Origin of the sequence: Desulfitobacterium metallireducens DSM 15288, assembly GCF_000231405.2 — a bacterium.
Lineage (GTDB): Bacteria > Bacillota > Desulfitobacteriia > Desulfitobacteriales > Desulfitobacteriaceae > Desulfitobacterium_A > Desulfitobacterium_A metallireducens.
Window position 1 is genome coordinate 420,470 of sequence record NZ_CP007032.1, and the last position, 25,416, is coordinate 445,885.

Annotated in this window: 37 protein-coding genes and 1 pseudogene; 35 read left to right on the plus strand and 3 right to left on the minus strand. The window is 38.1% G+C overall.

All coding sequences use genetic code 11. From position 1 onward, the window contains the following. Positions 1–104: 104 nt before the first annotated feature. The 11 genes from DESME_RS02040 (at position 105) to DESME_RS16205 (ending at position 7,852) form a co-directional block, all read left to right on the plus strand. Entirely contained in the window at positions 105–572 is a 468-nt protein-coding gene (locus DESME_RS02040; protein WP_006719072.1) for a VOC family protein, read from the plus strand. A 288-nt stretch (positions 573–860) separates the two neighbouring features. Continuing rightward, on the plus strand, positions 861–1,388 hold the full coding sequence (locus DESME_RS02045) for a GNAT family N-acetyltransferase (RefSeq protein ID WP_006719070.1): 528 nt from the start codon (positions 861–863) through the stop codon (positions 1,386–1,388). 374 nt (positions 1,389–1,762) lie between these two features. Next, positions 1,763–2,563 carry a B12-binding domain-containing radical SAM protein gene (locus DESME_RS15835; protein ID WP_006719068.1) on the plus strand — a complete coding sequence of 267 codons (801 nt, stop codon included), beginning with the start codon at positions 1,763–1,765 and terminating at the stop codon, positions 2,561–2,563. Positions 2,564–2,627: 64 nt separating this feature from the next. After that, positions 2,628–3,116 carry a radical SAM protein gene (locus tag DESME_RS15990; RefSeq protein WP_345787500.1) on the plus strand — a complete coding sequence of 163 codons (489 nt, stop codon included), beginning with the start codon at positions 2,628–2,630 and terminating at the stop codon, positions 3,114–3,116. 291 nt (positions 3,117–3,407) lie between these two features. Beyond that, positions 3,408–3,941: a flavodoxin domain-containing protein gene (locus DESME_RS02060; protein WP_006719066.1), complete on the plus strand. Its 534-nt coding sequence runs from the start codon at positions 3,408–3,410 to the stop codon at positions 3,939–3,941. A gap of 483 nt (positions 3,942–4,424) precedes the next feature. After that, complete coding sequence (locus tag DESME_RS15840) at positions 4,425–4,589, plus strand: hypothetical protein (RefSeq protein ID WP_006719064.1); 165 nt, start codon at positions 4,425–4,427, stop codon at positions 4,587–4,589. Positions 4,590–4,793: 204 nt separating this feature from the next. Continuing rightward, positions 4,794–5,207, plus strand: a complete 414-nt coding sequence (locus DESME_RS02065) for a hypothetical protein (RefSeq protein ID WP_006719062.1) — start codon at positions 4,794–4,796, stop codon at positions 5,205–5,207. 262 nt (positions 5,208–5,469) lie between these two features. Further along, on the plus strand, positions 5,470–6,258 hold the full coding sequence (locus DESME_RS02070; RefSeq protein WP_006719060.1) for a sugar phosphate isomerase/epimerase family protein: 789 nt from the start codon (positions 5,470–5,472) through the stop codon (positions 6,256–6,258). Positions 6,259–6,534: 276 nt separating this feature from the next. Further along, on the plus strand, positions 6,535–6,942 hold the full coding sequence (locus DESME_RS16170; RefSeq protein WP_006719058.1) for a hypothetical protein: 408 nt from the start codon (positions 6,535–6,537) through the stop codon (positions 6,940–6,942). A 60-nt stretch (positions 6,943–7,002) separates the two neighbouring features. Then, positions 7,003–7,431 carry a 4Fe-4S binding protein gene (locus DESME_RS16175; RefSeq protein ID WP_202962883.1) on the plus strand — a complete coding sequence of 143 codons (429 nt, stop codon included), beginning with the start codon at positions 7,003–7,005 and terminating at the stop codon, positions 7,429–7,431. A gap of 115 nt (positions 7,432–7,546) precedes the next feature. Further along, positions 7,547–7,852 carry a hypothetical protein gene (locus DESME_RS16205; RefSeq protein WP_006719053.1) on the plus strand — a complete coding sequence of 102 codons (306 nt, stop codon included), beginning with the start codon at positions 7,547–7,549 and terminating at the stop codon, positions 7,850–7,852. A 19-nt stretch (positions 7,853–7,871) separates the two neighbouring features. Here the strand turns inward: DESME_RS16205 and DESME_RS16210 are convergent, their stop codons facing one another. Further along, on the minus strand, positions 7,872–8,219 hold the full coding sequence (locus tag DESME_RS16210) for a hypothetical protein (protein WP_006719052.1): 348 nt from the start codon (positions 8,217–8,219) through the stop codon (positions 7,872–7,874). Between DESME_RS16210 and DESME_RS02085 the strand changes: the two are divergent. The 11 genes and pseudogenes from DESME_RS02085 (at position 8,218) to DESME_RS02130 (ending at position 15,772) form a co-directional block, all read left to right on the plus strand. After that, positions 8,218–8,703: pseudogene (locus DESME_RS02085) on the plus strand (nitroreductase family protein). The gene DESME_RS16210 and the pseudogene DESME_RS02085 overlap by 2 nt on opposite strands. A gap of 138 nt (positions 8,704–8,841) precedes the next feature. After that, on the plus strand, positions 8,842–9,447 hold the full coding sequence (locus DESME_RS02090) for an HD domain-containing protein (RefSeq protein ID WP_006716465.1): 606 nt from the start codon (positions 8,842–8,844) through the stop codon (positions 9,445–9,447). A 247-nt stretch (positions 9,448–9,694) separates the two neighbouring features. Next, positions 9,695–10,066, plus strand: coding sequence for a nuclear transport factor 2 family protein (locus DESME_RS02095; protein ID WP_006716466.1), 372 nt, complete (start codon positions 9,695–9,697; stop codon positions 10,064–10,066). A gap of 200 nt (positions 10,067–10,266) precedes the next feature. Next, positions 10,267–10,596, plus strand: a complete 330-nt coding sequence (locus tag DESME_RS02100) for a DHCW motif cupin fold protein (protein ID WP_006716467.1) — start codon at positions 10,267–10,269, stop codon at positions 10,594–10,596. Positions 10,597–11,030: 434 nt separating this feature from the next. Further along, complete coding sequence (locus DESME_RS02105; protein ID WP_156922748.1) at positions 11,031–11,717, plus strand: HAD family hydrolase; 687 nt, start codon at positions 11,031–11,033, stop codon at positions 11,715–11,717. Positions 11,718–11,836: 119 nt separating this feature from the next. Beyond that, on the plus strand, positions 11,837–12,667 hold the full coding sequence (locus DESME_RS02110) for an EFR1 family ferrodoxin (protein ID WP_006716469.1): 831 nt from the start codon (positions 11,837–11,839) through the stop codon (positions 12,665–12,667). A 318-nt stretch (positions 12,668–12,985) separates the two neighbouring features. Next, positions 12,986–13,522 carry a methyltransferase family protein gene (locus DESME_RS02115; protein ID WP_167998821.1) on the plus strand — a complete coding sequence of 179 codons (537 nt, stop codon included), beginning with the start codon at positions 12,986–12,988 and terminating at the stop codon, positions 13,520–13,522. Positions 13,523–13,550: 28 nt separating this feature from the next. After that, the gene (locus tag DESME_RS15995; RefSeq protein ID WP_167998822.1) at positions 13,551–13,688 is read left to right on the plus strand and encodes a hypothetical protein; all 138 of its coding nucleotides are present in this window, start codon (positions 13,551–13,553) and stop codon (positions 13,686–13,688) included. 19 nt (positions 13,689–13,707) lie between these two features. Further along, positions 13,708–14,100, plus strand: a complete 393-nt coding sequence (locus DESME_RS02120) for a VOC family protein (protein ID WP_006716471.1) — start codon at positions 13,708–13,710, stop codon at positions 14,098–14,100. 204 nt (positions 14,101–14,304) lie between these two features. Further along, positions 14,305–15,162 carry a phosphorothioated DNA-binding restriction endonuclease gene (locus tag DESME_RS02125; RefSeq protein ID WP_242837413.1) on the plus strand — a complete coding sequence of 286 codons (858 nt, stop codon included), beginning with the start codon at positions 14,305–14,307 and terminating at the stop codon, positions 15,160–15,162. Positions 15,163–15,298: 136 nt separating this feature from the next. Beyond that, positions 15,299–15,772, plus strand: coding sequence for a GNAT family N-acetyltransferase (locus DESME_RS02130; protein ID WP_006716473.1), 474 nt, complete (start codon positions 15,299–15,301; stop codon positions 15,770–15,772). A gap of 120 nt (positions 15,773–15,892) precedes the next feature. Here the strand turns inward: DESME_RS02130 and DESME_RS02135 are convergent, their stop codons facing one another. Both DESME_RS02135 and DESME_RS02140 read right to left on the minus strand, forming a co-directional pair. After that, positions 15,893–16,198: a type II toxin-antitoxin system RelE/ParE family toxin gene (locus DESME_RS02135; protein WP_006716474.1), complete on the minus strand. Its 306-nt coding sequence runs from the start codon at positions 16,196–16,198 to the stop codon at positions 15,893–15,895. Further along, a complete protein-coding gene (locus tag DESME_RS02140; RefSeq protein WP_006716475.1) occupies positions 16,191–16,457 on the minus strand; it encodes a type II toxin-antitoxin system prevent-host-death family antitoxin in 267 nt (88 codons plus the stop codon). The genes DESME_RS02135 and DESME_RS02140 overlap by 8 nt, the downstream gene beginning before the upstream one ends. Positions 16,458–16,804: 347 nt before the next feature. On the opposite strand from DESME_RS02140, the gene DESME_RS02145 reads away from it, so the two are divergent. From DESME_RS02145 to DESME_RS02210, 13 genes are all read left to right on the plus strand, one after another. Continuing rightward, positions 16,805–17,206, plus strand: coding sequence for a hypothetical protein (locus DESME_RS02145; RefSeq protein WP_006716476.1), 402 nt, complete (start codon positions 16,805–16,807; stop codon positions 17,204–17,206). A 264-nt stretch (positions 17,207–17,470) separates the two neighbouring features. Beyond that, positions 17,471–17,914 carry a 2-thiouracil desulfurase family protein gene (locus DESME_RS02150; protein WP_006716477.1) on the plus strand — a complete coding sequence of 148 codons (444 nt, stop codon included), beginning with the start codon at positions 17,471–17,473 and terminating at the stop codon, positions 17,912–17,914. A 286-nt stretch (positions 17,915–18,200) separates the two neighbouring features. Next, complete coding sequence (locus DESME_RS16000; protein ID WP_006716478.1) at positions 18,201–18,341, plus strand: hypothetical protein; 141 nt, start codon at positions 18,201–18,203, stop codon at positions 18,339–18,341. Between the two features lie 14 nt (positions 18,342–18,355). Beyond that, positions 18,356–18,571, plus strand: coding sequence for a hypothetical protein (locus DESME_RS16005; protein ID WP_167998823.1), 216 nt, complete (start codon positions 18,356–18,358; stop codon positions 18,569–18,571). Then, entirely contained in the window at positions 18,561–19,043 is a 483-nt protein-coding gene (locus DESME_RS02160; protein WP_006716479.1) for a DUF5680 domain-containing protein, read from the plus strand. The genes DESME_RS16005 and DESME_RS02160 overlap by 11 nt, the downstream gene beginning before the upstream one ends. Positions 19,044–19,254: 211 nt before the next feature. Then, the gene (locus DESME_RS02165) at positions 19,255–19,578 is read left to right on the plus strand and encodes a nucleoside triphosphate pyrophosphohydrolase (protein WP_006716480.1); all 324 of its coding nucleotides are present in this window, start codon (positions 19,255–19,257) and stop codon (positions 19,576–19,578) included. A 162-nt stretch (positions 19,579–19,740) separates the two neighbouring features. Then, entirely contained in the window at positions 19,741–20,262 is a 522-nt protein-coding gene (locus DESME_RS02170) for a hypothetical protein (protein ID WP_006716481.1), read from the plus strand. Positions 20,263–20,378: 116 nt separating this feature from the next. Then, the gene (locus DESME_RS02175) at positions 20,379–20,759 is read left to right on the plus strand and encodes a hypothetical protein (protein WP_006716482.1); all 381 of its coding nucleotides are present in this window, start codon (positions 20,379–20,381) and stop codon (positions 20,757–20,759) included. Positions 20,760–21,076: 317 nt separating this feature from the next. Then, positions 21,077–21,517, plus strand: coding sequence for a C-GCAxxG-C-C family protein (locus DESME_RS02180; protein ID WP_006716484.1), 441 nt, complete (start codon positions 21,077–21,079; stop codon positions 21,515–21,517). A 39-nt stretch (positions 21,518–21,556) separates the two neighbouring features. Beyond that, positions 21,557–22,117 (plus strand): hypothetical protein, encoded by a 561-nt coding sequence (locus tag DESME_RS02185; RefSeq protein WP_006716485.1) that lies wholly within the window; start codon positions 21,557–21,559, stop codon positions 22,115–22,117. Positions 22,118–22,792: 675 nt separating this feature from the next. Further along, positions 22,793–23,614, plus strand: coding sequence for a CPBP family intramembrane glutamic endopeptidase (locus DESME_RS02200; RefSeq protein WP_006716486.1), 822 nt, complete (start codon positions 22,793–22,795; stop codon positions 23,612–23,614). A gap of 355 nt (positions 23,615–23,969) precedes the next feature. Beyond that, on the plus strand, positions 23,970–24,734 hold the full coding sequence (locus DESME_RS02205) for a GNAT family N-acetyltransferase (protein ID WP_006716487.1): 765 nt from the start codon (positions 23,970–23,972) through the stop codon (positions 24,732–24,734). 103 nt (positions 24,735–24,837) lie between these two features. Further along, positions 24,838–25,335: an HAD family hydrolase gene (locus DESME_RS02210; RefSeq protein WP_006716488.1), complete on the plus strand. Its 498-nt coding sequence runs from the start codon at positions 24,838–24,840 to the stop codon at positions 25,333–25,335. The last annotated feature ends 81 nt before the right edge of the window (positions 25,336–25,416 follow it).

A 25,416-nucleotide genomic window follows, 5' to 3' on the forward strand; every position in this document is an offset into this window, starting at 1 on the left:
CCGTCCATGGCGGCCTCTGAATTTGGGGGCGTACGACATATTTTCATACTTGTGGATATAACGAACAACAGATTAATTATGATCCACATTGGAGGATAGTTAGAATGAAATATACTTGCACGTTAATTGCAGTAAGAAATATAGAGAAAGCAATGCAGTTTTATCACGACGTTTTAGGGTTAGAGGTTGTAGCTGATTTTGGCGCAAATGTTACTTTAACAGGCGGTATCGCATTGCAGACTATTGATACTTGGAAAGATTTTATTCATAAACAGGATGAAGAAATTGTTTTCAAGAACAATGTATGTGAGTTGTATTTTGAAGAAGATGACATAGAGAGCTTTGCCGAAAAATTAAAAAATATAAAAAGTATCGAATATGTTCATCCACTCTTTGAACATTCGTGGGGCCAGCGGGTAGTTCGTTTCTATGATTTGGATAAGCACGTTATTGAAGTTGGTGAAAACACGATTATGGTTGTTAAGAGATTCATAAATACCGGACTTTCGATAGAAGAAACGGCCATCCGTATGGATGTATCAGTCGATTATGTGAGGTCGTGCTTAGCATAAAAAAGCATAATGCCTAGATGTGGAGGTCTCAAGGGGCCGCCGTCCTTGGCGGCCTCTGAACAAGAAGTGCGGCACTGCATATAACACGAGGATTCCCGCGACGGTGCGGTTAAGTAAACTTTTGGGGTATGCCGCACCACATGTCCTTTGTCACAAGACTTGCAATTGAGAGTTGAATAGAGAGTAGCAAGTCTTACGCCAGCCCTGGTGGGACGGACACGTCGGGAATCCCGGGGACGTTATGCAACATGCTTAACTTAGGGATTTGTTAGAAACGGAGGGACTGCCATGAAGGAATTATTCTTAGTTGAGCCGCAAGAACGGTATAGAGAAGGATTCGAGAAGATGGTTAATGAGTATAGAGTACATGGTGAAAAAGAATATTTTGAGATGTATGAGGAAGCTTTAAGCGATTTTAAAAGATATGTATTGAAATTGCATGATAATGCTAAGGAGATTGGCTTGATTGATGGGTGGGTACCCTCATACACATACTGGTTAAAAAATATAGAAGATAAAATATTAGGAGTTGTAAGAATACGTACATCATTAAATAACGAATTTGTTAGAAAATTTGCTGGACATATAGGCTATGATATTGCCCCCTTATCAAGGAGAAAAGGTTATGGAAATGCGCTATTAAAGCTTGCACTTCAAAAGGCGGCAATGCTTGATTTAGATAGAGTCTTAATAACGTGTGATGCTGACAATATAGGGTCCAAAAGAATTATCGAAAGTAGTGGAGGAATATTTGAATCGGAAGTATTTAAAGAAGAAAAAGACAAGCAACTAAGAAGGTATTGGATAACCTTATGATTTTAGCTTTTCGCGCAATATTAATGAATAAATTGCAGAAGTAGAAGTAGAAGTACATATTGGATGTTAGTACGTCGCATAACAGCGTTTTCCTGTAACTTTGTCAATATGCAAGTTGTAGGGACGCTACAGGAAAACGCAGGACGTTATCTGAAATGACTGGGTCGAAAAATTTTCAAAGGTTAGGTGGAGAGTGAATTACGATCCAGTTTTCTAAAAAGGTAGGTCTCTCAAATGAAAAAGTAAGATAAATGATCAGATGTAAGATGAATTCTTTTATTAAGATACCAGCATAAAGCTTAGGTGAGACTGCTGAAAGGAAAGCTAATAGAATAATATTTAATATAGTCGGAGTACATGGGAGGAGAAGAACGATGAAAGTGACATTGATTCACCCGCCTAGCGGTTCCAAACATATGGATACGATATATATGCATGAGCCTTTAGCGTTAGAGTATTTAGGAGCTGGACTAAAATTGGACAACCATAAGGTTTCAATTATAGATGCTCGTTTAGAACAAGATTATGAGGCAGTATTGAGGTCTGACAAGCCTCAAATTGTTGGCCTAACTGGGTTTACAAATCAACTTTCAATTGTTAAGGAAATGGCTACTAGGATTAAAGGCATTGATCCTAGTATATTTATCATAGTCGGGGGACATCACGCTACAGTAAAACCAGAAGATTTTAATGTTAAGGATATTGATTTAGTTGTTCGTGGAGAAGGGGTTACGGCTTTAAGTGAAATATTACAATGCATTGAGTCTAATAAACCGTTTGATAGTATATTGGGGTTGGGTATTCCTGGTTCCGACATGTATCTAACACCTTCGAGGCCACATCCAAATTTAGATAATTTACCTATACCCGACCGCTCATTGACAATTAAATACAGAAAGAATTATTTTGAGGAATGGATGAAGCCTCTAGCATCCATTCGAACTTCTCTAGGCTGTACTAATCGTTGTACCTACTGTGCCTTGTGGGCACTAACCGGTGGAAAATACTTGGTCCGTAAACCAGAATCAATAATAGAGGAACTACAATCTATCGAAGAGCCTAACGTTTTCTTCTGTGATGATGAATCAATGTGTGATTGGCAACGGATGGATAAACTGGCCGATCTAATTATCGAGAGTGGTATAAAAAAAATATTATCTTTATGCAAGAGTTGATACGATCTTAAAACATCCGAACCTTTTAGCTAAATGGAAAGATATCGGCCTCACGCAGGTATTTATTGGATTCGAAAGTTTTACCAATAAGCATTTAAACGAATTGAAGAAAAACATAACAATAGAGCAACAATATAAGGCAGCAAAAATCCTCCATGATCTTAAAATTGGCATTACGGGGTCTTTCATGGTTGATCCGTCATATACCAGAGAGGACTTCGATGGGCTTATATCTCATATTCGCAGTTTGAAAGTGGATGTAGTTATATGTTCGATCTTGACACCGTTACCAGGAACGCAATTATACGAGAGTAAAAAGGCTCAGCTAATAACCGATAAGCCGGAAACATATGATTTTCTTCACACAGTTTTGCCCACAACATTACCCCTTAAACAATTTTATTCAGAATTTGCCCGACTGTATATAAAAGCGACGCCGCTATTATCTTCCTTAAAGTATATACAAAAATACGAAAAAGGGAGCAAATTGCGGATAGGGTTAGATTCTATGAAAACTATTAAGATTATTAAAGATAATTATCGTTCATATTAAATTTTTATATTCTGATTTAATTTGGCAAAGCTTAATAATTTTCAGATAAAATTCATAAAGACTTTTGGGGTTGTGAATGCTTATATTTGCCGCCGCTTCAGATAACAAGGCATTCCCGACACTTAGAGGATGATGCATGCGGTTAAGACGCGTCGGGAATCCCAGAACGTTATATGAAACCGTACGCAATTTGAAGCTTTCTCACGGGGGAACTTCTGAGGAACAACTTCGTAGTATTAGTGGTGAAAGCTTTATGTAAGAATGCCTAGAATCTGGAGGAGGGAATAAATGATGAAAACCTTGGTAATCTACAAGTCGAAAACAGGTTTTACTAAGAAATACGCGGAATGGATTTCAGAGGAGTTGTCAGCCGATATTTTTCCTGCTTCGAAAGTTTCTGCTAATATGCTATCAGCCTATGACTGTGTGATTTATGGTGGCGGTTTGTATGTAGTGGGTATCAATGGAGTAAAGTTGGTAACGCAAAACATAGACAAACTAAAAGGGAAAAAAGTTATCGTTTTTGCAACGGGGATGTCACCCTCTAGAGAAGGGGGGTCAAGAGAAGTAATCAGCAAGAACTTTACTTTGGAACAGCAAGAAATTATACATTTTTATTATTTGCGGGGTGGGTTTGATTACCGTAAACTTAATCCTTTTGACAAGATGCTTATGACATTGTTAAGACTCTCCATCCAATGGAAGAAAGTAAGGAATAAGAAGCTTAACTCTGACGAAATAGGTATTCTCGAAATCTTTTATAAGCCAACAGATTATACAAAAAGGGCAAAAATAGATAAGTTGGTTGCGTATGCTACTTCATAAAATACCGAAATCAAAGATCGGGAGTCCAAGCGTGGCTTCGGGGGGCGTACGGCTTCATATAACATGGCATTCGCGAAACTGGCAAAGATGAATGTGGTTCGGACGCTTCGTGAATCCCGGGGACGTTATACGCCATGTTCGGTTATTTATTATTAGCAAGATACTATTTGAGGTCAAAGATGCTAGTAGCCATTTTCCATAAAATATGAGGGGTTACGTTGGAAGAAGTTGTCTCATATTTAATCTTACTGCTCATTTGAATGCTAAAACAACTTTGCCCTTATTATTGGACAAATTCGGCTGAAGGGGAAAGTATTTCACGTTGCTCTAGTTGGGATGGTAATGAAAGAATTAGTTTAGTTATTACAGCGTAGGATTACTAGCAGAACAATTTAGAATGTAGCTGCTTAGATTATCTCTGGAAAGCGAGTAATGAAAGATACGGTTGCGATGGTATTTCATTGACCAATAGGGGTGAGAAATATGTTATTTATATTGGCTGTAGTATCATCCATGCTTTTATTTATCAATTGTGTTTTCCTTATGAAAAGGATTAAGGACGATAGAGATATTGCTTTTTATACGGTTGGGGGAGCTGTTTTGTTAGGGATCTTTGTATATGCGGCATTGGGTGTTATTGTGGGATGATTTGTGCATGAGTTCATTTGCCATACGGCGTATAACAGCAGCTTCCCACCACTTAGAATAGATGAATGCGAATGAGGCGCGGCGGGAACCTGCGGGACGTTATCCGAAACCGTACGCAAAGGCCGCGCGTCCGTGCGCGGATTTTTGGCGGTGAATTTGCATATTAGATTCTGACTAATTGATTAGTGGAAGAGGGGGATAATTATGATTTTAATAGTGCTCTCGCTAATAATGGGGTTTATAGGATTGAACATTGGAGGAATTATTGGTGGGGCAGAAATTTATGCGTACTTATTCGGAGTTGTAGGAGTTTTAAGCCCCGGCCTCTTTATATTAGAACAGATATATAAGAGGTCAAAGTTTAATGAAGAGGATAAGTTATTCGCAAAGACAGATGAATTAGATTTGATAAAGTTAAGAGACATAGAAGTGTTGAGTAATGCTCAACTTGAAGATGTTATCGAAATGAATAAGAAGAAAGCTAATAAGAGTGAAAGCGATGAGAAGTTTCAGAAGTATAAGAAATTGTTAGATGAACTAAAGCAAAGTGGCTATTTTTCTGATAATCAATATTTTAGTAGTTTGGACAAACTCGAAAAATATTATGATGTTTATTAGAATTGGGCAGTCTTTTGGTTTTGAGCAATAGTTATAAAACTAAGGGGCCGCCGTCCATGGCGGCACTCTGAATCTGGGGGCGTACGGCATCGGATAACAGAGGGTTTGCGACATCGGGGTAGAACATTTTAGGTAATAACCCGACATCGCAAACCTCAAAACGTTATCCGAAACCTAACGCAGGGCCGCGCGTTCATGCGCGGATTACATTTATGGCGCACTCGTAGGGAAATGTGAAGAAACGGTTTTATGAGAGGTTACTATGAAAACACTTGATTTTGGTATGCCAACGCTTATCGAGACCAACCGCATTGAAGACTGTGTTAAGTTATGTAAAGAACTTGGTTTAGATTTCATCGAACTAAATATGAATTTACCGCAATATCAAATTGAAAATATAGATGTTCAACAACTCAAGACAATTTCTGAAAATGAGGATATTTATTTTACAATTCATCTTGACGAGAATCTTAACGTTTGCGATTTTAACAACGAGATTGCAAACGCATATACGAAAACTGTCTTGGTTATCATTGAGATTGCCAAACAATTGAAAATCCCTGTGCTTAATGTGCATATGTCAAACGGAGTTTACTTCACTTTGCCAACTGAAAAGGTTTTTTTGTTTGATCAATATAAAGATATTTATCTGATAAAGCTAAAAAAGTTTAGGGATACGTGTACAAAAGCCATAGGTGACAGTAATATTAAAATATGTATTGAAAATTGCAGTGGTTTTAAGGAATTTGCAATGGAAGGTATAGAGCTTTTGTTAGAAAGCAATGTGTTTGCATTAACCTTTGATATTGGTCATAGTCATGACGTGAATGGCATTGATGAACCATTTATAAATAAGCATATTGAAAGGCTTCATCACATGCACGCTCACGATGCAAAGGGCAGGGAAAATCATCTTCCTTTAGGAACAGGAGAAATTAATATAAGAGAAAGATTTTCTCTTGCGAGAGAACATAATTGTCGTGTAGTTCTTGAAACAAAGACTATCGAGGGGCTGAAACAGTCTGTAGAAAAGCTGAAAAACTACACATAGAATGAGCAATATCTTTTATAAAGTAATTCGCATCATTCTTATATAGCGTACTCAAATAATGCGGAAGCTTAAGGGGCCGCCGTCCGTGGCGGCCTCTAAATCTGGGGGCGTACGGCATCGGATAACAGAGGGTTTGCGACATCGGGGTAGAACATTTTAGGTAATAACCTGACATCGCAAACCCTCAAAACGTTATCTGAAATGCTGGGTCTTTCTTTAATAATCTGATGTGATCTCATACTGTATTGTTAAGATTTTGTAATGAGAGGTTTTGGGGTGAAGAGATTTTTACTAAACATGATTCCTCTTTTAATAGGAGTCACACTATCTGCAGTACTTGCAACAGTTGATTGGTTCGGTTTTTGGTTTATCTTTGCTCCTATAGGCGCTAGTGTATCGCTCGGCTTTTTTATTAGTGGAAGGATGGGAACTAGGGATAGGGATATAGGAAGAAAAATTAGTATTTCGCTAGTTGCGCTTATTTTATTGATTTTCCTAGGAATTATGCAACATGAGAATTTACAGCTAGAAGAAACTGTTTTTTATTTTACCTATTTTATTAATACAGGGGTATTTTCCAGGGTTTTAATTCATTATGCAATAGCTAAAGTTTTTGGCCCACTTATTTGGGGACGTGGTTATTGCGGATGGGGCTGTTGGACTGCAGCTGTGCTAGAATGGTAAAACAACAAAATTCCAAAGAAGTATACATATCTTAGAATTCTTTTCTTTATTATTTCAATTTTGATTCCATTTTTATTTATTCAAAGCGGTTATGACTATGTAAATAGACATATATACCGACCTTCATACGGATTTGATGATTTACCATTTCAACTTCATAAGTTTGATCAGTTTGTTTGGTTTCTTGTTGGTAACGCTTTATATTATCTAGTTGCCATAATAATGGCGTTTAAATTAAAAAAGAAACGTGCATTTTGCAAAATATGCTGTCCGGTATCACTGGTAATGAAAGCACAGACAAAAATAGCATTAATAAAAACGAAGCCAAGCGGTGTCGAGTGTATTAAATGCGGAAAATGCAATAAGGAGTGCCCAATGGACGTTGATGTAATGGGATATATTAGTGAGAAAAAACCGGTTTCATCATCAGAATGTATTTTATGTGGCAATTGCCAACGAGTTTGTCCTGTTCAAGCCATAAAACTTTAATTATTTCTCCGCACTTCAGATAACTGCGCTTTCCTGTAACTTTGTCAAAATGAATGTAATATGACGCTACAGAAATACGCGGACGTTATAGGAAATAGCCGGAGGGGGAGAGAATATGAGGGTAGTTTTTAAGAGGAGAACTCTAATTACAATCGTACTTCTTATTGCGTTGGGTATTTTGCTTTCATATTCAAGCGGGTATAGGTTTTCACCTTACGAAGCAGCAATGGCTCATTTTGATGTGGACAAATCTGCGACGGAGTTTGGGGATGTTAATTTTCAATTAAGTAGAGTTTATCTGTTTAACACACCAAATGGTCCCCGTACTGTAATTGCAATTAAAGAAGGATTATTGTGGCGAGCTCATGCGGCATCCCGTTTTCCTAAAAGTTCAGACAGATTAAGACAGTTGGGTGGATGAGTTATAACGGTCGACAAGGTCATGTGATGGCGTTTGCTGTAGAAACTGAAGACCCAACTGTAGCGTACATCCAGGCAGGTCCTACTACGGATAGGGTAAAAAAGGAGATAACTGTCAAAGAACCAGTTATCTTTTCATAGAATAAAGAAATAGATATAAATAATCTAAACCCCGTAGCACTATCAAAGGATAGTAAGATTTTATATGAATATAAATATCCTAAAAATACAACATCCGTAAGTAGTGAAGATTTGAAATGGTATCCAGTTGATGGACCTAAATAATTCGTCTTAATAAAATATTGAGAAGTATTATTGGATTCATTCGGGAATTTCTCTGAGTGCTTCATTTTAGAGGCTACTTCCATGGGTTTAGCAACCTGCTGGGTTGGGGGCTTTTTTAGGCCTGATGAAGTAAAGCGGCAGATTACCATTAGCTAGAATGAGCGAGTATTGGCTGTTTCTCCACTAGGTTATGCCCCGGAACAATACAGTTTAGAGGAAAAAATTATGTCCAGTTTTGCATCTGGACATAAGCGAAAAGATATGGAAGTAATATGTCCCCAAGGGTTCAAAACAGATTGGCCTGCCTGGGTAAAATCGGCTTTAGTGGTAGGTCGATTGGCACCTTCAGCAGTAAATAGACAACCATGGCGATTTTCGGTTGATACCGATGCTATTAAGATTTCTGTCGACAATCTTAAAGATTCGCACCACATTTCAAAACGCTTAGATTGTGGAATAGCGATGATACACATTGAGATAGGGGCTAGTCATGAAGGGATTAGAGGACAATGGGAATATCTCGATCAATCGGATGTTGCTATCTTCAAGGTCCAAAAGAAAATTTAGCAAGTCTCTGGGGAACACGACATCGTCTAACATGGTATTTGCAACACTAGCAGAGATGCAAGCGGTTGGGACGCGTCGCAAACACTCGAACAGTTATACGCCATGACTATTCAAGAATTCTAGTGAGAAGGGGAATAAATGAAAGTTCCATCTATAGAAGAGGCTAAGCGGTTATTGTCTGAAGCAGGCAAATTAAATCCTGGGCCTTGGGTGAATCACTCAATATATACGGCAGATGCAGCCCGTAATATAGCTAGCTATCATAGAGAACTTGATCCGGAAATTGCGTACGTTATGGGGTATCTTCACGATATCGGAAGGCGTTATGGGATATCACATCTGCGTCACATCATAGATGGTTATAATTTTATAAGCCAAATGGGTTATGAAGACTGTGCAAAAGTTAGTCTAACCCATTCCTTTCCATTGAAAAACCTTGATTCGTACTCAGGAAATAATGATTGCACTAATGAAGAATTCGATTTTATTAAAGAGTACATAGCTGGTGTCAATTACTCAGCGTATGATGAATTGATTCAACTTTGTGATGCATTGACGACGCCAAGGGGTTTTTGTTTACTCGAGAAACGTTTGGTAGATGTAGCATTAAGATATGGTATTAATGATTTAACGGTTTTGAAATGGAAGGCCACTTTCCGAATTAAAGATAAATTCGAATCTAAGATTGGAATGTCTGTATATGACCTATTGCCAGGAATAAAAGAAACAACTTTTATGGATTAGTTTAATCGGAACGGTCACAGCGTATTACCGACATTGCCCTTGTCATGGCATTTGCAGTTTGGGGTAACAATTTAGAGTAACAAATGCCGCGCCAATCCCTATCGGGCCGGCAACATCGGTAATACACGGGACGTTCTACAACATATCGTGCAAAGGCCGCGCCGTCCATGGCGCGGGTGAAAAACAGGGATACCTACGCAGTCGTAGGATTAAGCGAAGTAAAGGGGTCGGTGTGAAGGTGGAAACAATGGATGAAATTACGAAACATATCTTGCAACTAGAAAATATTTTATTGACATCTGAAATAAGAAGGTCACCCCAAAAAATAGCTGAACTATTAGTATCCGACTTTACAGAGATTACGGCTTCGGGGGTTGAATACCATTATAAAAATGGTGATGTATTTCAAGCTCAAGATGATAATTCTAATTTTGACTGGGAGATAGTTGATTTTATGGTTAGAGAGTTATCTACAGATTGCATATTAGTAATGTACAAGCTAGTTAAACATCGCGAATTAGATGAAAGCAAGAAGAATTCATTCCGAAGTTCCGTATGGAAACATTATGAAAGTAAATGGAAGATAGTTTTCCACCAAGGAACGCCCACATCCCAATGAACTTAAATAGAATTTCCAAAATCTAATCAAGGCTGATAGGCTAATTACTACACATTATTCTTATTTTTATGACGCAGAATTCTGAGGTGATGTTTAAGGTAGCGCCGTCCATGGTACGGTGGAAAGTCTGGGATGGCAGTTGTAGGATTTAGCAAATTGAAAAGAAGAGAATTTTTAATGGTTAAGGAGGAAGAAAGCATATGGAAATTCAAAATGTTCCTTTCGGTACAATTGATTGGAATACAATTGTACCAACAATACATAATGGTGTAACGGGAGAAGCTTATTGGCGTACTTTTGAAATGGGTAATATTCGGGTCCGTATGGTAGAGTATACGCCAGGATACATGGCAGACCATTGGTGTAGTCATGGGCATGTGCTTCTTGTTTTAGAAGGTGAATTAGTTACTGAGCTTGACGATGGAAGAAAATTTGTTCTAACACCTGGGACCAGTTATCAAGTAGCGGACGAAACTAATCCACACCGTTCATACACGGAAAAAGGTGCTAAATTATTTATAGTCGATTAAGTAATTTTATTCTTATTTTATGACCCAGATGTCTTAGGTTATGTTTAAGGCAGCGCCGTCCATGGCGCTGTCTGAATTGGATGCGGAATGGTGCGTCGGGAATACGCGAGACGTTATCTGCGACCCTAGACTTGGTTTTATGCTTAGATATATGAAAGTTTCGATTTGGTCAGGGAATAAATCTCTGGCTTTAGTATTATTTGTGATAATAAAGAGCGTTTTGATAATAAGGAGAAGGAGTTTATCCAACTTCCACGAATTAGGTGCATATATATAATTATACAATTCTGCACGTTATTGGAATGATTTGCATGAATCGGGTATCTCGGAAAAATGCTTCTCTATACTCACAGCCAGTCTGCATGCGTCGGTTTGTTAATGTATTCCCGACGGTCTGCAGATAACAGCAGGTTCCAGCCACTTAGAAAAGATGAATGTGGTTAGGGCGAAGCGGGAACCTGCGGGACGTTATCGGAAATGGCCTTGCATGTAATGTTTTGGGACAAGTAGAGATGCAAGAGATAATTCGGGTAGGGGGTTGCCGGATGGAAGTATTCTTTGATATTGACGGCACTCTGCTTGATTATGAATCAGCTGAAAGAGACGGAGCTCTTCAGTTTTTACATCTGCGGGCGGATATATTAAAGATGGGTGCAGAAGAATTCCTGAAGATATGGACTAATCTCGCTGATCTATATTATCAAAGGTATTTGAACAAAGAGCTTTCGTTTAAAGAGCAGCAAAGGGTAAGGATTCAAAAGTTATATAACTTAGTTGGGCGTAAGTTATCTAATGAGGAAGCCGATCTTGAATTTACTCATTATCTTACATACTACCGGAACTCATGGAAACCTTTCCAAGATGTGAAGCCTTGTTTACTACAACTATGGGAAATGGGTTTGTTTTTAGGTGTTATTAGTAATGGTGATTATCAACATCAAATAGAGAAGTTAGATTCAATTGGAGTTGTTGGTGATCGAATTGAAACGGATGTAGTAGGAAGTACCTTGGCAGGGATGAAGGGTGTCTGGTTAAATCGTAATGGAGAGAGAGACCAGGACCAAAATGAAATTCAAATTGGATCGTTATCCCAGCTCCCAAAGTTACTACAGGAATTTTAAAGGATGTTGATCTGGGGTGGGGGCCACATCCGATAACACGAGGATTCACGCGAGGGTGCGGTTAAGAAAGTTCTTGCGCCAGCCCTTGCGGGACGGACAAGTTTAAGGAGTTAATGACTATGGAAATTAAGTCCGCGTTAGTCATCTTTTTTTCGCCGACTGGCGCAACGAGAAAGGTAGTGTCCTCTTTTGTTCAAGGAATGAATATTGATAACATACAAATCGTAAATTTAAACTTAAGCAAAGAGAGGGCAAAACTAAAACTGACTATCAGCTCGGATATTCTTATCATTGGCTTACCTGTTTATGGAAAACGAATACCTAAATTCTTATATCCGTTCCTTACAAATATTGAAGGAAATAATAAGCCGGTGGTCTTAATTACTGTCTATGGCAATATCAGTCCAGGGTGGGCAATGGAAGAACTATATGTCATAACCAGAAGAAGAAATTTAAGGGCTATTGCTTTGGGGAAATTTATAGGTGAACATTCTTTCAGTGTTTCCGCGCTTCCAATAGCCAAAGGAAGGCCGGATCAGGCCGATTTAAGTGAGGCTAAGATGTTTGGAAAATTAACGGGCGAGAAGTTAATGGCAGCCCAAGGAATCGAAGATGCTGAACTAAAATTAGCCAAACCATTAATTGTTGGAAATATGATCACTTTTCTTCATGCGATTTTCCCTCAGAAAAGCGGAAATATTTTCACGAAGCTCCCGAGCATCAATGTGAATCTATGCCAAATGTGCGGTATTTGCGTTCAAAGCTGCCCGAAGCAAGCGATTGATCGGAATGATCTTAGTATCCGAAGAGATCTTTGTATTCGCTGTTTTAGCTGCGTAAAAAACTGTCCCAGTGGAGCAAGAGAAATAAAATTTAAAAAAAAGATTGTTGTAACCTGGTTTCTTAATAAGCAGGGTAGGTTTTCGAAAAAGCCAGAATATATTTTATGATTGCTTTAATGCTCTTGGTCACAAGCGCCATCCATCGTATAACAAGGCATTCACGAAACTAGCCAAGATGTAGGTGGTATGATGCTTCCTGAAAACGCGGGACGTTATGTGCAATGGCAATATTAGGGCTGTTTATTGGAGGTGAGCTTTTTCTTCGTTCAACTCTATAAGATTTAGAAGGAATAAGGACTTCAATGGCCGGAATAGATTCAATTGGGAGGTGTCTAAATGGAAACTATAATATTTCAAGTAATCGGGGTGTTCGTGTTTGTTATTACTACTTTTATGTCCGGAAAGCTAATTAGAAGGAACACGAATATGGATTTCGTTCAAAAACCTATTAGAGTGGTCCATTTCTGTTACTGGTTTTTCCTAGTTTTACCGGCATGGATAGAGTTCGTATATCCTGGATATACACGTTTGGACGAAGTATTAAATTTAGAAACCTTACCAGGTAAAATTCCTGTATTGGTCTTGGGAATCATACTTTTCTTAATTGGAATGTACTATGGTTTAGCTTCTAGCCAACTGTTGGCTAAAATAGGTCGGGGTGCAATGGCATTTAAGTTTTCTAAGAATGTAGTGGTTAGTGGAGTGTATGATCAGTTAAGAAATCCGATGGCATTGGGGTATTACCTAATGATACTTGGTGTTGGCTTAATGGCGCATTCTACTTATTTTTTCTTCCTTAATTTGTTTATTATAATTCCCTCACATATATTTTATATAAAATATTTCGAGGAGTTTGAAGTAGAGTTAAGGCTTGGAAAGTCGTATATAGAATATAAACAACAAACACCGTTCCTTATTCCAAAGGTATTTGTAAAGCTTACAAATCGGAATAAAACATTGTAGTGATAGGAAAGTTGCCACTGCACATAACATGGCATTCACGAAACTTGCTAAGATGGATGTGGTTAGGACGCTTCATGAACCTGCGAAACGTTATACGAAACCGTACGCAAAGACTGCGCGTCCATGCGCGGATTTTCTACAGAAAAGCATAGAGACTAGTTTGTAAATTAGAAGGGGGAATCTTGATGAAAGCAGAAATCAATCTAATTACAATTTGGACAAACAATATAGAGAAGATGAAGAATTTTTATAATCAAGTTCTTGGATTTAAGATTGAAAGTGACCTTGGAAGTTATGTTGAATTTGAAAATGATGGAGTCCGATTTGCTATTTGTATGAGAGAGGTTATGTATGATTATAGCAACGAATACGATAAAAAGGTAATTGGTCAGGCTTTTGAACTAGCGTTTCCATGTGAAAATCCGAATGATGTTGATGAATCATTTACACAGTTAGTTACAAAGGGAGCAACTCCTATCCACGAACCACAGAATATGCCTTGGAATCAAAGAACAGCATTATTTGCAGACCCAGACGGGAATATACATGAGATTTTTGCGAGATTAAGCAAATCATAATATTCTAATTTAGGTAAAGTATACAGAGGGCTCAAGGGACCGCCGTCCATGGCGGCCTCTGAATTTGGGGGCATACGGCTTAGTATAACAGCGAATTCCCAACACTTAGAGGATGATGAATGTGGTTGGGTCGCGTCGGGAATTCATACAACGTTATGCGATATATCTGATTTTGAGAAGGTGATACTGCTGAATTCTTCTGAATTGAAGGATAGGATTAATAGCCTAAGCATATGGAAAAGAGGAGAAGAAAGAGCTCCTCATAAACCCCTACTTATCTTATTGGCTCTTGGACAGCTACAAAGTAGGAATAAACAATCTTTATACTATGAAGAAGTTAGAGAATTGCTTAAAGAATTGCTAGTTGAATTTGGCCCTAGTAGAAAATCCTATCACCCTGAACAACCCTTTGTTAGATTAGCAAACGATGGAATATGGGAACTCAATACATCTGTTAAGAGAGATGATATTAAGGACAGCTGGTTAATGAAGCATCAAGTTGTCGGCGGCTTTAATGATGAGGTTTATTCTATTCTAAATGGTAACGATGGTTTAATTCGAGAAATAGCAGAAATTGTTTTGAACAATCATTTCCCTGATACAATTCACGAGGATATTTTAACATCAGTAGGTCTTGATTTCGATAAGAAAGTGAGCAAGTTTAGAGATCCGAAGTTCCGAGAAAGAATCCTTAATGCTTATGAATATAGCTGTGCGGTATGTGGTTTTAATGTTAGATTGGGAAATAACCTAATCGCTGTAGAAGCTGCTCATATTAAGTGGCATCAAGCAGGGGGGCCGGATTCGGAGGAAAATGGAATTGCATTATGTGCTATGCATCATAAACTTTTTGACAGGGGTGTCTTTACTATAACTCCATCAAGAATACTTTTAGTTGCGGAAAGGGCGCATGGAACAAGTGGTTTTAATGATTGGTTAATGCAGTTTCACGGAAAAGAATTACGCACACCAATTCGTCCTGAATATTATCCTAGGGATACATTTGTTGAATGGCATGTTCATGAAGTCTTTCATGGACCCGCAAGATATTGCTCGGGTTGATACATCGCATAACAGCACCTTCCCGAAACTTAGTAAAAGATGGATGCAGAATGACGCTTTGGAAGCTGCAAAACGTTATACGATATGCTCGTCCTAATATTCATTTTATGCAATTTACTTAGTGGGAGAGGTTAATTTGGAAAAGAATATTCAATTTAGAGAGGCTCGACCTGAAGAAATCCAAGCTATCACTGATTTGGTTCTTGGAGTGTTTAATAAGTATGTTGGACATGGTTACTCTGAAGAAGGCCAATCCGCTTTTTGTCTGTATTGCAATACAAATGCCATGTTAAAGAGACTAACGGAAGGAATTTCATTTTTCTTAGTAGCGATTTTTGAGCAAAAAATTATCGGAATGATTGAAGTTCGAAATCAGAATCACATTGCTTTATTGTTTGTAGATGATCGCTATCATAAAAAAGGTATAGCAAAGAAGTTAATCTCTTTGGCTATTGAAAGGGCACAGGTGACAGAAATTGATGTAAACTCATCACCATATGCGGTAAATATTTATGCAAGGATAGGATTTCAGCAGGTAGATCATGAACAAGAAAGAGATGGTATTCGATTTATTCCGATGAAAAAGATCGTAAACCAATCAAAGAATTAAATGCTTGGGTAGTAAAGCCGCACATCGTATAACAGCGTATGGCCGACACTTTGGAAAGATGCATGTGGTTGGGGCGCGTCGGCTATACGCGGAACGTTAGCTGAAATCTAGCTAACGGAGTTAAAGCAAGAAACTATATTGCCTTTTTCCATGAAGTATTCCTCTGATTTCTACTACTTCCTCCAAAACTACATAGAAGACAAGGTAGTTATCTATTATTAAAACCCGATAATTTAGATGCATTAACCGTATATCCTTCGGGATAGCTCCTAAATAAGGGAAATAAGCAAGTTTAGAAATGGTTTTATCTACTACATCAAGGAAGTCCATAGCGGCTAAAGGGTCATCCACCTGAATATATTCTACGATACTCGTTAAATCATCTTGAGCTACAGGTAAATATTCTACGCGATATTTCTTATCCATTGATCTTTTCCCTTAGATTTTTCATTAAATCTTTGTGAGAGATTCGCTCTGCACCTGAATTACTTTGAGCTTCAGCTTCTCCCAGCTTTTGATAGAGATCTAACAGTGCTTGTTGTCTTTCGTATAAGGCCATGCTCATCACTACAAGATCACCTTGACCATTCTTAGTTATAAAGACTGGTTCACCATCTTTATGACAGATTTCAGATATTTGATTAAAGTTATTTCTAAGATCGGAAATAGGTTTTATAGTAGGCATTAGCATTCTCCTTTATCATTGTATTTGCTATTATTATATCATAATTGTGATAGATAGATGCAAGCGCCAGACATCAGCTAACAAAATGTTCCCGTACTTTGCCAATATGCAAGCGGGTTAAGGCGCGTCGGGAATCCAAAACGTTATATGACATTTCCGGCAAGACCGCCCGCCGTCCATGGCGGGGATATAGACGCGATTTGGCTGGAAATCATATTTCTTACTTGTAGGATTGCGAGACAAGGAATAGTTTGAAGTTTATATTGACATTTAATTCGAGGATATTCTAACCATTTTTTATATCCTAACAGCACGACGGGAAATTCGAATTTAGAAAGGAGTCTCGGATGAAGAAAAAAGTAATTATTGTGGTAGTAATAATCCTAGCCATATTGATATTGGGAAATGGCTTTGGGAAAAGGCCATTCAAAGACTTAACTAGAGATAATATAGTTAATGTCAGTTTATCGGTAACTCCGCCTGGGAAAACAATCGAGATTCAGGATGAATTTAAAATTCAATCACTCGTAGACACCTTGAATTCTGTTGTTATCTATAAAGAGGATGATACGGGCCGAGAAGGCGATAGACAGTCAGTACAATTCACTCTATCAATAAATGATGGGAGTATAGTTAAAGTCGAGCCATCTGGGACGTTTATGTTTATAAATGATAAATGTTATAAGACGAAAATTGAACCGTGTTTAGAATTATATACATTAGGAAATCGACTAATTAATTATAGTTAAGAAGAATAGCAGTAATTGACCGATAGATAATTCTTAAAGAGTAAAATGCGTTGAATAGAAATTGCTAGGGGCATACCGCCCATGGACTCAGGCTTCGTGGGGCAGGAAACATCATATAACACAGAGTTCCCGTAACTTGTGAATGATGCATGTAGTTGGGACGCCTCGGGAACTCCTAAACGTTATCCGAAAGGGCATGCCGGAAAAGAATATTGAGGTTTTTGGGTTCGTTTGGCGAATTTTCGGGAGTTAGGGGGAGAATGAATGTATTTGGTTAGCGCTTGTTTGGCGGGCATAAATTGTAGATACGACGGACAGAACACAAGGGTCAGTGGTGTTGAAGAATTAGTTCGGAGTGGAAAGGCTATTGCGGTATGCCCCGAATTACTTGGGGGTTTAGCAATACCGAGAGATAGTTGCGAGATTGTTGAGGTTAGGGATGGAAATGTAAGAGTTGTGAGCAAAGAGGGCAAAGATCTCACTACATTTTTTGAAGACGGAGGACAAAAGACCTTAGAAATTACTAAGACGATCGGAATTACAGTAGCCATATTGAAATCAAAGAGTCCATCCTGTGGATATGGAAAAGTATATGACGGGACATTTACTAGAACCATAAGAGACGGGAATGGTTATACTGGAGGATTATTAGCGGCTAATGGTATAGTGGTTTACACTGAAGAAGAGTTTGACTCTCTATTTGAGTAAGATCATGGGTCAATGAAATTCATATCTTTAGGATGCATCTTGGGATGCCCCTTCACATTCATTTTGGGGATTTGCATTTGCTTTAATTGCAATGTTTAACTATTCATCAGTCGAAGCCTCATATCATTTACTGACACATTCATTGTTAATAGGATTAATATATACTGTAATACTTTGTACTTACATAATCCTTGATAGAATAGAGAAGTAGCTTGCACTTTCTTTATGATCCAAATGCATACGTAGGAAAATGTGTAACAAGAAATATTTAATAGGGGGTATTATTATGATGGGTCTTGGTTATCTAAATATCGTTTTAGGTTCTATGAAAGCTATATTAGAAGTTATGTTGTATATGTCGGTTATTTTTGTATCATTTAAGGCAACGCAAGCATTGAATATTTATATTAATAAGAACTCAAGATAAATATTGCACATTTTATGACGATGAAGTCTCAGGTTATGTTTAAGGCAGCACCGTCCATGGCGCTGTCTGAAACTGGGGGCACAATACGTTGTAGAACAGCAGGTTCTCGCTACTTAGAGGATGATGCGGGGACTTGCATTCGCATATCGGAGCAGGTTTTAGCTGCTTCATTATTTTTAGGGTATATCTTATTAGCTTTGATTGTTTGGGGGATTTTTTATGGTTACTAGGAAGCAGTTGTTTAGTCTTCTTATTTTAGGACGCACAGAGTGTTACGTTAAGAAAAATCCCACTTATAATCCATACGTTCCCGGTGACATTTACGATTGGCATTTTGAACTTGAGCAGGGAAAATATTTGTTTACTGATTCATACCGAGGTTTTAACCCATATAGCGGAGTTGAGTACATTTACACGAAGGATCTGCGGGAACCAATCTGGGCCTGTGATTATGTCGGAAATGTTCGGATGAATTCTTTTGTTTCAGAAAAGGATATTTACGAGTTCTTGAAGAAAGCAAGGGGTATACACTTATTAAATTGTGGTGGAGATTTAGCAACGGAATATTTTTATAAAGATGGCGAATTTGTCTATCAATTAAGATTTAGTGGTAACCTTAATGCAATTTTGCAAACCGAGGAAATTTATTATCGAGGCACGTTAGTTGGCACACAAGTATCTGCTGGCTATTTGAAAGTATAAGAACGTGTGAACGACATATAACAGAGGGTTCACGACATCGGGTAAGCGCTTCTCATGGGAAAGCCCGACGTCGTGAACCCTCAAAACGTTATGCGAAACCGTACGCAAAGGCACCGCGCCTTCATGCGCGGATTGGGGATTAGTTGTGGCCTATTGCGCACTTGTAGCATATTACGTAGTATGAATTCTTATAATTCAGGAGGATTGGGTTGTGGATGAAAAGCAATATAATAAATTAGTTAGAGATAATATTCCGGATATTATTAGAAATGATGGAAATATCCCCGTTACCCGAGTCTTGGGTAACGATGAATATATTGCTTGTTTGCATGAAAAATTACAGGAAGAGGTTGCTGAGTACCTAAAAGATAACAGCCTCGAAGAACTATGTGATGTGTGGGAAGTGCTTGAAGCAATCTCTTCAGTTATGGAGTTTTCAAAGGATGAAATAGAACGGACAAAGCTAGAAAAAGCAGAAAAGAATGGAGTTTTTAAAGACAGAATATTTTTGGAAAAAGTAATTGTGAGTAATTGAGTTTTGCAAAATGGTTTTATCTGCTACATCAAGGAAGTTCATAGCAGCTATAGGATCATCCACCTGAATATATCCTACGATATTCGTTAAATCATCTTGAGCTACAGGAAAATGCGAAACGTTATGCGCCATTTGGGTCATTAAAAGGGGGAGGGAAGAAGATTGAATGGACATGAAATTGGAAGTCTTGCATGTAAAGTTCTCGGAATATTCTTTATTGTGCAAGGGATCAATACATTAGCCAGTATAATATCGTTTATAGCTTCAACGCCAAGTCTGAATGGTAATGAAAGGTTATTAAACATTTGTTTCGCTCTAATTTACATTGTATTTGGAGTTTTGTTATGGTTTCTTTCGGATAAGATTTCAGAAATGATGAACACAGGTAAACGAAATGCTGATAATAAATCAGTTATAGAGATAGGAGATATTCAAAGAGTATCTTTTTCAGTTCTCGGACTCTACTTTATGGGAAGTTCATTACCAAAGTTAGTATCAAATTTAATAAATATGCATTATCTAATAAATGACCCTAATTCTACAACGAGATTAATACTTGGTCTAGGTGGGATGCTTACTCAATTTATTATAGGATTAGGGATTTTTCTCGGCTCACAAGGCTTAGTTAATTTCCTTAAAGTGATGAGAAGTGCGGGTATCAGAAAAGAAAATGATTCGGAGTAAAAGAGATAATAGGGTATTCCTCTGCCAACGGCGCATAACACAGGAGTCCCGTAACTGGAGTCCCGTAACTGGAGGATACGCATTTGTAAGATAATGTGCGGTAAGGGAGGGATAAAATGCCTGATTATTTCTATCTAACGATTCTATGTGTTGGAGTTATTATTCAAATCATTCTACTAATTTACTTGTTTGTTAAGGGAAAATATTATCCATACTTCGGCCGGGATGAGGAAGATAGTCTTAAAAAAAGAATCTTTGATATAGGATTGAATTTAGTAATCGTGGTTTCTGCTACAATACTATCTTTTTCCCGTGAGAATACGGAACTTCTAGTTTTAATTTTTTTCATTCTATTAATAGCAATCGTTCTTTGTGTAAACATATTAAATTATTTATCGTATAGAAAAATGAAAGACCCCAAGATTATTTGGCAAACGGTTACTCTAGATTTATCTATTATTGCTCTTTTTTTAATTATCAAATACATACTTCCATAAACAGTACAAGAAATGTTTAAGGCAGCGCCGTCCATGGCGCTGTCTGGAACCTGCAAAACGTTAATGCCATAGTCGTCCGTGTCAGGGCTTTCTTTGAATACATATAGCAACACGTCGAAGAAGTGAGAAAAGCGAAAATTTATTGGAGTGTATTATGAGCAATAAATATCCTGATGAGATCAAAGCTATAAAGGTTCTTGAACAGGCAGAAGAATTAAATCCTGGATTGAGGAGCCACTGTCTGTGGTGGCTTCTGAGTCAGGGGGGTTACGATAGTTGGGTTAGGGCAAAAGTAAATAGGAAGGGGAGAATGAATTATGAGCAAGGTACAAGAGGCAGTTGTTTGCTTTAACGAGAGTTTCAGTTGTTCCCAAGCAGTGTTTTCGACATACGCCACTCAATTTGGTTTGGATAAGGAAACAGCATTTCGAGTATCCGCCAGTTTTGGCGGTGGCATGGCCAGGATGGGTGATACCTGTGGCGCAGTAACCGGAGCGTTCATGGTAATTGGATTGAAATATGGAAAAACGAGAGCTGAGGATGAAGATTCAAAAGAGCGGACGTTTCAGGTTGTTCAGGAGTTTGTAAGTAGATTCAGAGAATGTAACGGATCAATTATATGTAGAGATTTACTCGGTTGTGACATAAGCACAAAAGATGGCGCGAAAAAGGCAAAAGAACACAATTTGTTCAATACTATTTGCCCGAACTTAGTTAAAAATTCGGCACAGCTACTTGAGGAAATTCTTAACCTTTAACACATTTTTTATTTCGTTGTCGGTTAGGGAGGAATTTGAGTGAAGAGAGTTTTAGTTGTGGTTTTAGCATTCGCACTACTATTAACCGGATGTGCGACGAACTTAAGGTTGACAAAGGGACCGGGTACAGTTCCGTCAATTAGTTCAAGTGAAAAGTCCCTATTCGATATGGATGGATCTCAGTCTGAAACTATCGCAGAGAACGGATTTATTTTCAAATACGGCATAGAAGGCAAAAACGTATTAAATACTTTTGAGGGTACTTTTACTAAGGATTTGATTAGTAAGGGAACAATCACCGTTCCTCTTAAATTGACAGATCAGGAACTATCAACAGTTTACTTTCAGCTAAAGGCAATGAATATTATGGATTATCCAGATACTTTCGATGAAGGCTATTCCATTCCTTACTTAACTTATGATTTAACAGTTAGAATGGATGGTAAAACCAAGAAAATCAAATGGGATGAAGGATTTGGAGGTCTCTCTAAATCCAAAGAAGCAGAGCGATTAAAAGAATTAGTTAACAGTACGAGTAAAATGGTGGAAAACAAAGAGGAGTACAAAAGGCTACCTCCAGCAGTCGGTGGTTATGACTAAAAGGTTAAATATGAAATAATGCATGATTGGTCTCTGCCGCATAACGTAATAACTGCAGGTTTCCGTCACTTGGAGGATGATGCATGAGGTTAGGGCGCGCGGGAACCTGCGAGACGTTATACAAAATCGCACGCATAGCCGCGCGTCCATGCGCGGATTTTCTGGGAGAAAACATCATGATAAAAAAATGAACTTGAAAATAGCAGGAATTATAAGTGTCATGGTAGCGCTTATTACAATTGCAATCCACACTCTTGTTATTTTAAAGATAATGCCCTTTTCATGGATAAACGGTGGAAGGTCTGAGACCTTTGAAATTGCAAAACAGACTTCAACGATAAGTATTATCATATTGATATTCAGCATCATTATTTCAATATATGTAATTTAAGCTATTACGAAGGCTCAAGTGGCTGCCCGTCCGTGGTGGTCTGAATTTGGGGGCGTATGGCTTCCTATAACAAGGAAATCAGAAAAGCAACGCTTTACGATGTAAAAGATATCTGTCGGATTCATGCTTTAGGTGGAAGTCGGCCTATAAGGGAATTATTCCACAAGCATATGAATACATTTGTGAAAATACAAGGAAAACAACATGCTGAGATACGGGATATTTATCCTTTTGACAACTTCAGTTGTAGAGATTACAAATATTGAGAACGGAAGGAAATGAAAATGAAAAAGATTGATAAAATGTGGAAATATGTTATTTATACATATCTTTTGTTTTGGTTTATGGTTTTAGGCATTGGCGGAATAGCGATTTTTATGCTGAATGCTTCAGATTTCTCAATGAGATGGGTTATCACTTTATGCAGTTGGTCGCCTACAATCGTGCTTTTACTAATGCTGAAAAAGCTCAACCCTGATACGAGTATTTGGGAATTTTATAAAAAGGCTTTCAAAGAGAAATTGAATTTCAGAGTATTCGCACTTGTCATGTTGGTAATTGTGGGCATATTTTTGCTATCGGTATGGACTTTGTCAGTATTTGAAAAACAAGAAATTTCGGCACAGCTTTCTTTTGTATCGGCTACATTATTTGGCAATATCCTGTTTACTGCCATTCAAGGTGCAAGCGGCGAAGAATCTGGATGGAGGGCATATCTGATGCCGGAAATGGAAAGCAGATACGGATTTGTCAGGGGCAACCTAATCTTAGGCCTGGTTTGGTCATTCTGGCATCTTCCTTTGTGGTTTGTTTCCACGAATTACAACGGACTTTTATTACTGATTTATATTTTTTCATTTATCATTGGTTTAACCTCATTTTCAATGATCATCGGAGTGTGTATGAAAAAATGCAACAACTTGTTTTTAGCTTTTTGGATGCACTTTTTATTTAATTTTGTATTAACATTTTTTACAGGACAGGACATATATTTGCTATCTTCATTAGCCATATTATACGTCCTTGTTGCCACGATCTTTGTGGCTGTTTATTTGAAAAAATCAAATTTATACCGATTAGAAGATAAAAACATTTCGAATATATGAGCATAGCAAACGGCCGATCTTCTAGGGATTTACTATCTACGCTGGAGTTGTAGTGGAAATAGAATTCTTAATATGTGAAACGAGATCATTCGAAGGGCATAAGGAGTGTGGCAGCTGTACATGTTCGGCTCTGGGGAGCGTACCGCATCATAGTAAGATAAGTCTATGGTCCTTAGGAACACTTTCCATATACGGGAAATAGGATAATTTCGATATGGTCTTATCAATTTCATCCAATAAACTTAGGGCTAATGTAACGTTAGGACCTTAATCATAGATGAACCTGCGGGACGTTATCTGAAACCACTAGGTCAAAGATATGAAGTCGTAGAGTAAGAGCCAGAAGGAGAAAAATATGAATGATATAAACATAATAGAATTAAATAGTGAAAACCTATCGCGATACGGTTGCTTTTGCCTTAAGAGCAAGCCTGGTTCAGAAGGCTATAGAAACAAAAATATCTGGATGAAAGAAAGATTAGCTGAAGGCCTTAAGTATTTAATCCTGTCTAAGGATAATGAGACCTCCTGTGGATTTATCGAATACATACCTTCTGAGTACGCTTGGAGAGGAATACAGGCAGAGAACTATCTGGTTATTCATTGTTTATGGACAACTGCTTCTGGACAAGGTTATGGGTCGCGGTTAATTCAAAAATCTATTGAAGATGCAAAAGCGCAGAATAAATATGGAGTGGCCGTTGTTACCAACTCCAAAGATACATGGATTGCAAACAAAGACATATTTATTAAAAACGGTTTTAAATTAGTGAGCGAAACATTAGGCTCCTTTGAATTACTTGTATATAAGTTTGGAGAGTACCTAGATCCATACTTCCCGGACGACTGGGAAGCAAGAGCTAGGAGGCTGGGAGAGGGTTTAACTATCCTACGTTCCTATCAGTGCCCTTATGTCGAGGTTGCAACTAATAACATATTGGAGGGAGCCGAAGGAGCCGGTATCAAGCCTGTAATAATAGATTTAAAGGATAGGAATGAAATGATAAATCTAGCTCCTTCGCCTTATGGAGTGTTCAATGTAGTATATAAAGGAAAACTAGTTGCCTTTCATAGAATAACAGTCCGTGCAGCTAAAAAACTGTTTCAGGATCAATGTTAATCCTTAGGAGCAGTTGCAAGCGGTTGGGACGTGTCGCAAACCTGCGAGACGTTATCTGTAATGCAGATGATGACAATGAGATTGATTAGGAAGGATATTTTACATGCGTAAGAAAGTCGTCATATTCGATTGGGGTGATACGGTAATGAGGGATTTTAGCGAGTTTTCTGGACCAATGGTGGATTGGCCTAGAGTAGAAATAATCGACGGTATTGAGGAATCTTTAGCGTTAATTAGTTCTCAATTTATAACTTGTCTCGCTTCAAATGCTGGGAATTCAAATGCTGAACTCATGGGATTGGCCTTAGAACGAGTCGGTATCAGAGGTTATTTTACTCATTTATTTACATCAAAGGAGCTTGGCTATAATAAGCCGGATTCCAATTTTTTTAAAGAGATTATCTCTAGAATAGGCGTGAATCCTTCGGAATGTATTATGATTGGGAACGATTATGAAAGAGACATCGTTTCGTCAAAGATGGCTGGAATGGAAACGATACTTTACACTGAGAAAAGGATTGAGGAACCAAAGCAATTAGCAGATTTCGTAATTCGATCGATGAATGATCTAATTCATCTACTAAATACCTGGGGAGACTAAAATATGGTTCGGATGGACTTGTCGAGGTGTGGCTCTGGGCTCCGCACTACAGATAACATTACATTCGCGCAAGGGCGCCAG

Bases quoted from the DNA above. Each gene is read 5' to 3' on its own strand.
- DESME_RS16005 (WP_167998823.1), top strand. From the start codon at position 18,356: ATGACGATGAAGTCTCAGGTTATGTTTAAGGCAGCACCGTCCATGGCG.
- DESME_RS16205 (WP_006719053.1), top strand. From the start codon at position 7,547: ATGAGGGTAGTTTTTAAGAGGAGAACTCTAATTACAATCGTACTTCTT.
- DESME_RS02145 (WP_006716476.1), top strand. From the start codon at position 16,805: ATGAAGAAAAAAGTAATTATTGTGGTAGTAATAATCCTAGCCATATTG.
- DESME_RS02150 (WP_006716477.1), top strand. From the start codon at position 17,471: ATGTATTTGGTTAGCGCTTGTTTGGCGGGCATAAATTGTAGATACGAC.
- DESME_RS02090 (WP_006716465.1), top strand. From the start codon at position 8,842: ATGAAAGTTCCATCTATAGAAGAGGCTAAGCGGTTATTGTCTGAAGCA.
- DESME_RS02140 (WP_006716475.1), bottom strand. From the start codon at position 16,457: ATGCCTACTATAAAACCTATTTCCGATCTTAGAAATAACTTTAATCAA.
- DESME_RS02135 (WP_006716474.1), bottom strand. From the start codon at position 16,198: ATGGATAAGAAATATCGCGTAGAATATTTACCTGTAGCTCAAGATGAT.
- DESME_RS02205 (WP_006716487.1), top strand. From the start codon at position 23,970: ATGAATGATATAAACATAATAGAATTAAATAGTGAAAACCTATCGCGA.
- DESME_RS02160 (WP_006716479.1), top strand. From the start codon at position 18,561: ATGGTTACTAGGAAGCAGTTGTTTAGTCTTCTTATTTTAGGACGCACA.
- DESME_RS15995 (WP_167998822.1), top strand. From the start codon at position 13,551: ATGGCATTCACGAAACTTGCTAAGATGGATGTGGTTAGGACGCTTCAT.
- DESME_RS02040 (WP_006719072.1), top strand. From the start codon at position 105: ATGAAATATACTTGCACGTTAATTGCAGTAAGAAATATAGAGAAAGCA.
- DESME_RS02180 (WP_006716484.1), top strand. From the start codon at position 21,077: ATGAGCAAGGTACAAGAGGCAGTTGTTTGCTTTAACGAGAGTTTCAGT.
- DESME_RS16000 (WP_006716478.1), top strand. From the start codon at position 18,201: ATGATGGGTCTTGGTTATCTAAATATCGTTTTAGGTTCTATGAAAGCT.
- DESME_RS02175 (WP_006716482.1), top strand. From the start codon at position 20,379: ATGCCTGATTATTTCTATCTAACGATTCTATGTGTTGGAGTTATTATT.
- DESME_RS02060 (WP_006719066.1), top strand. From the start codon at position 3,408: ATGAAAACCTTGGTAATCTACAAGTCGAAAACAGGTTTTACTAAGAAA.
- DESME_RS02065 (WP_006719062.1), top strand. From the start codon at position 4,794: ATGATTTTAATAGTGCTCTCGCTAATAATGGGGTTTATAGGATTGAAC.
- DESME_RS02105 (WP_156922748.1), top strand. From the start codon at position 11,031: ATGTGGTTAGGGCGAAGCGGGAACCTGCGGGACGTTATCGGAAATGGC.
- DESME_RS02070 (WP_006719060.1), top strand. From the start codon at position 5,470: ATGAAAACACTTGATTTTGGTATGCCAACGCTTATCGAGACCAACCGC.
- DESME_RS02210 (WP_006716488.1), top strand. From the start codon at position 24,838: ATGCGTAAGAAAGTCGTCATATTCGATTGGGGTGATACGGTAATGAGG.
- DESME_RS02115 (WP_167998821.1), top strand. From the start codon at position 12,986: ATGGATTTCGTTCAAAAACCTATTAGAGTGGTCCATTTCTGTTACTGG.
- DESME_RS02200 (WP_006716486.1), top strand. From the start codon at position 22,793: ATGAAAAAGATTGATAAAATGTGGAAATATGTTATTTATACATATCTT.
- DESME_RS02095 (WP_006716466.1), top strand. From the start codon at position 9,695: ATGGATGAAATTACGAAACATATCTTGCAACTAGAAAATATTTTATTG.
- DESME_RS15840 (WP_006719064.1), top strand. From the start codon at position 4,425: ATGTTATTTATATTGGCTGTAGTATCATCCATGCTTTTATTTATCAAT.
- DESME_RS15835 (WP_006719068.1), top strand. From the start codon at position 1,763: ATGAAAGTGACATTGATTCACCCGCCTAGCGGTTCCAAACATATGGAT.
- DESME_RS02120 (WP_006716471.1), top strand. From the start codon at position 13,708: ATGAAAGCAGAAATCAATCTAATTACAATTTGGACAAACAATATAGAG.
- DESME_RS16210 (WP_006719052.1), bottom strand. From the start codon at position 8,219: ATGGAAGTAGCCTCTAAAATGAAGCACTCAGAGAAATTCCCGAATGAA.
- DESME_RS02100 (WP_006716467.1), top strand. From the start codon at position 10,267: ATGGAAATTCAAAATGTTCCTTTCGGTACAATTGATTGGAATACAATT.
- DESME_RS02110 (WP_006716469.1), top strand. From the start codon at position 11,837: ATGGAAATTAAGTCCGCGTTAGTCATCTTTTTTTCGCCGACTGGCGCA.
- DESME_RS02045 (WP_006719070.1), top strand. From the start codon at position 861: ATGAAGGAATTATTCTTAGTTGAGCCGCAAGAACGGTATAGAGAAGGA.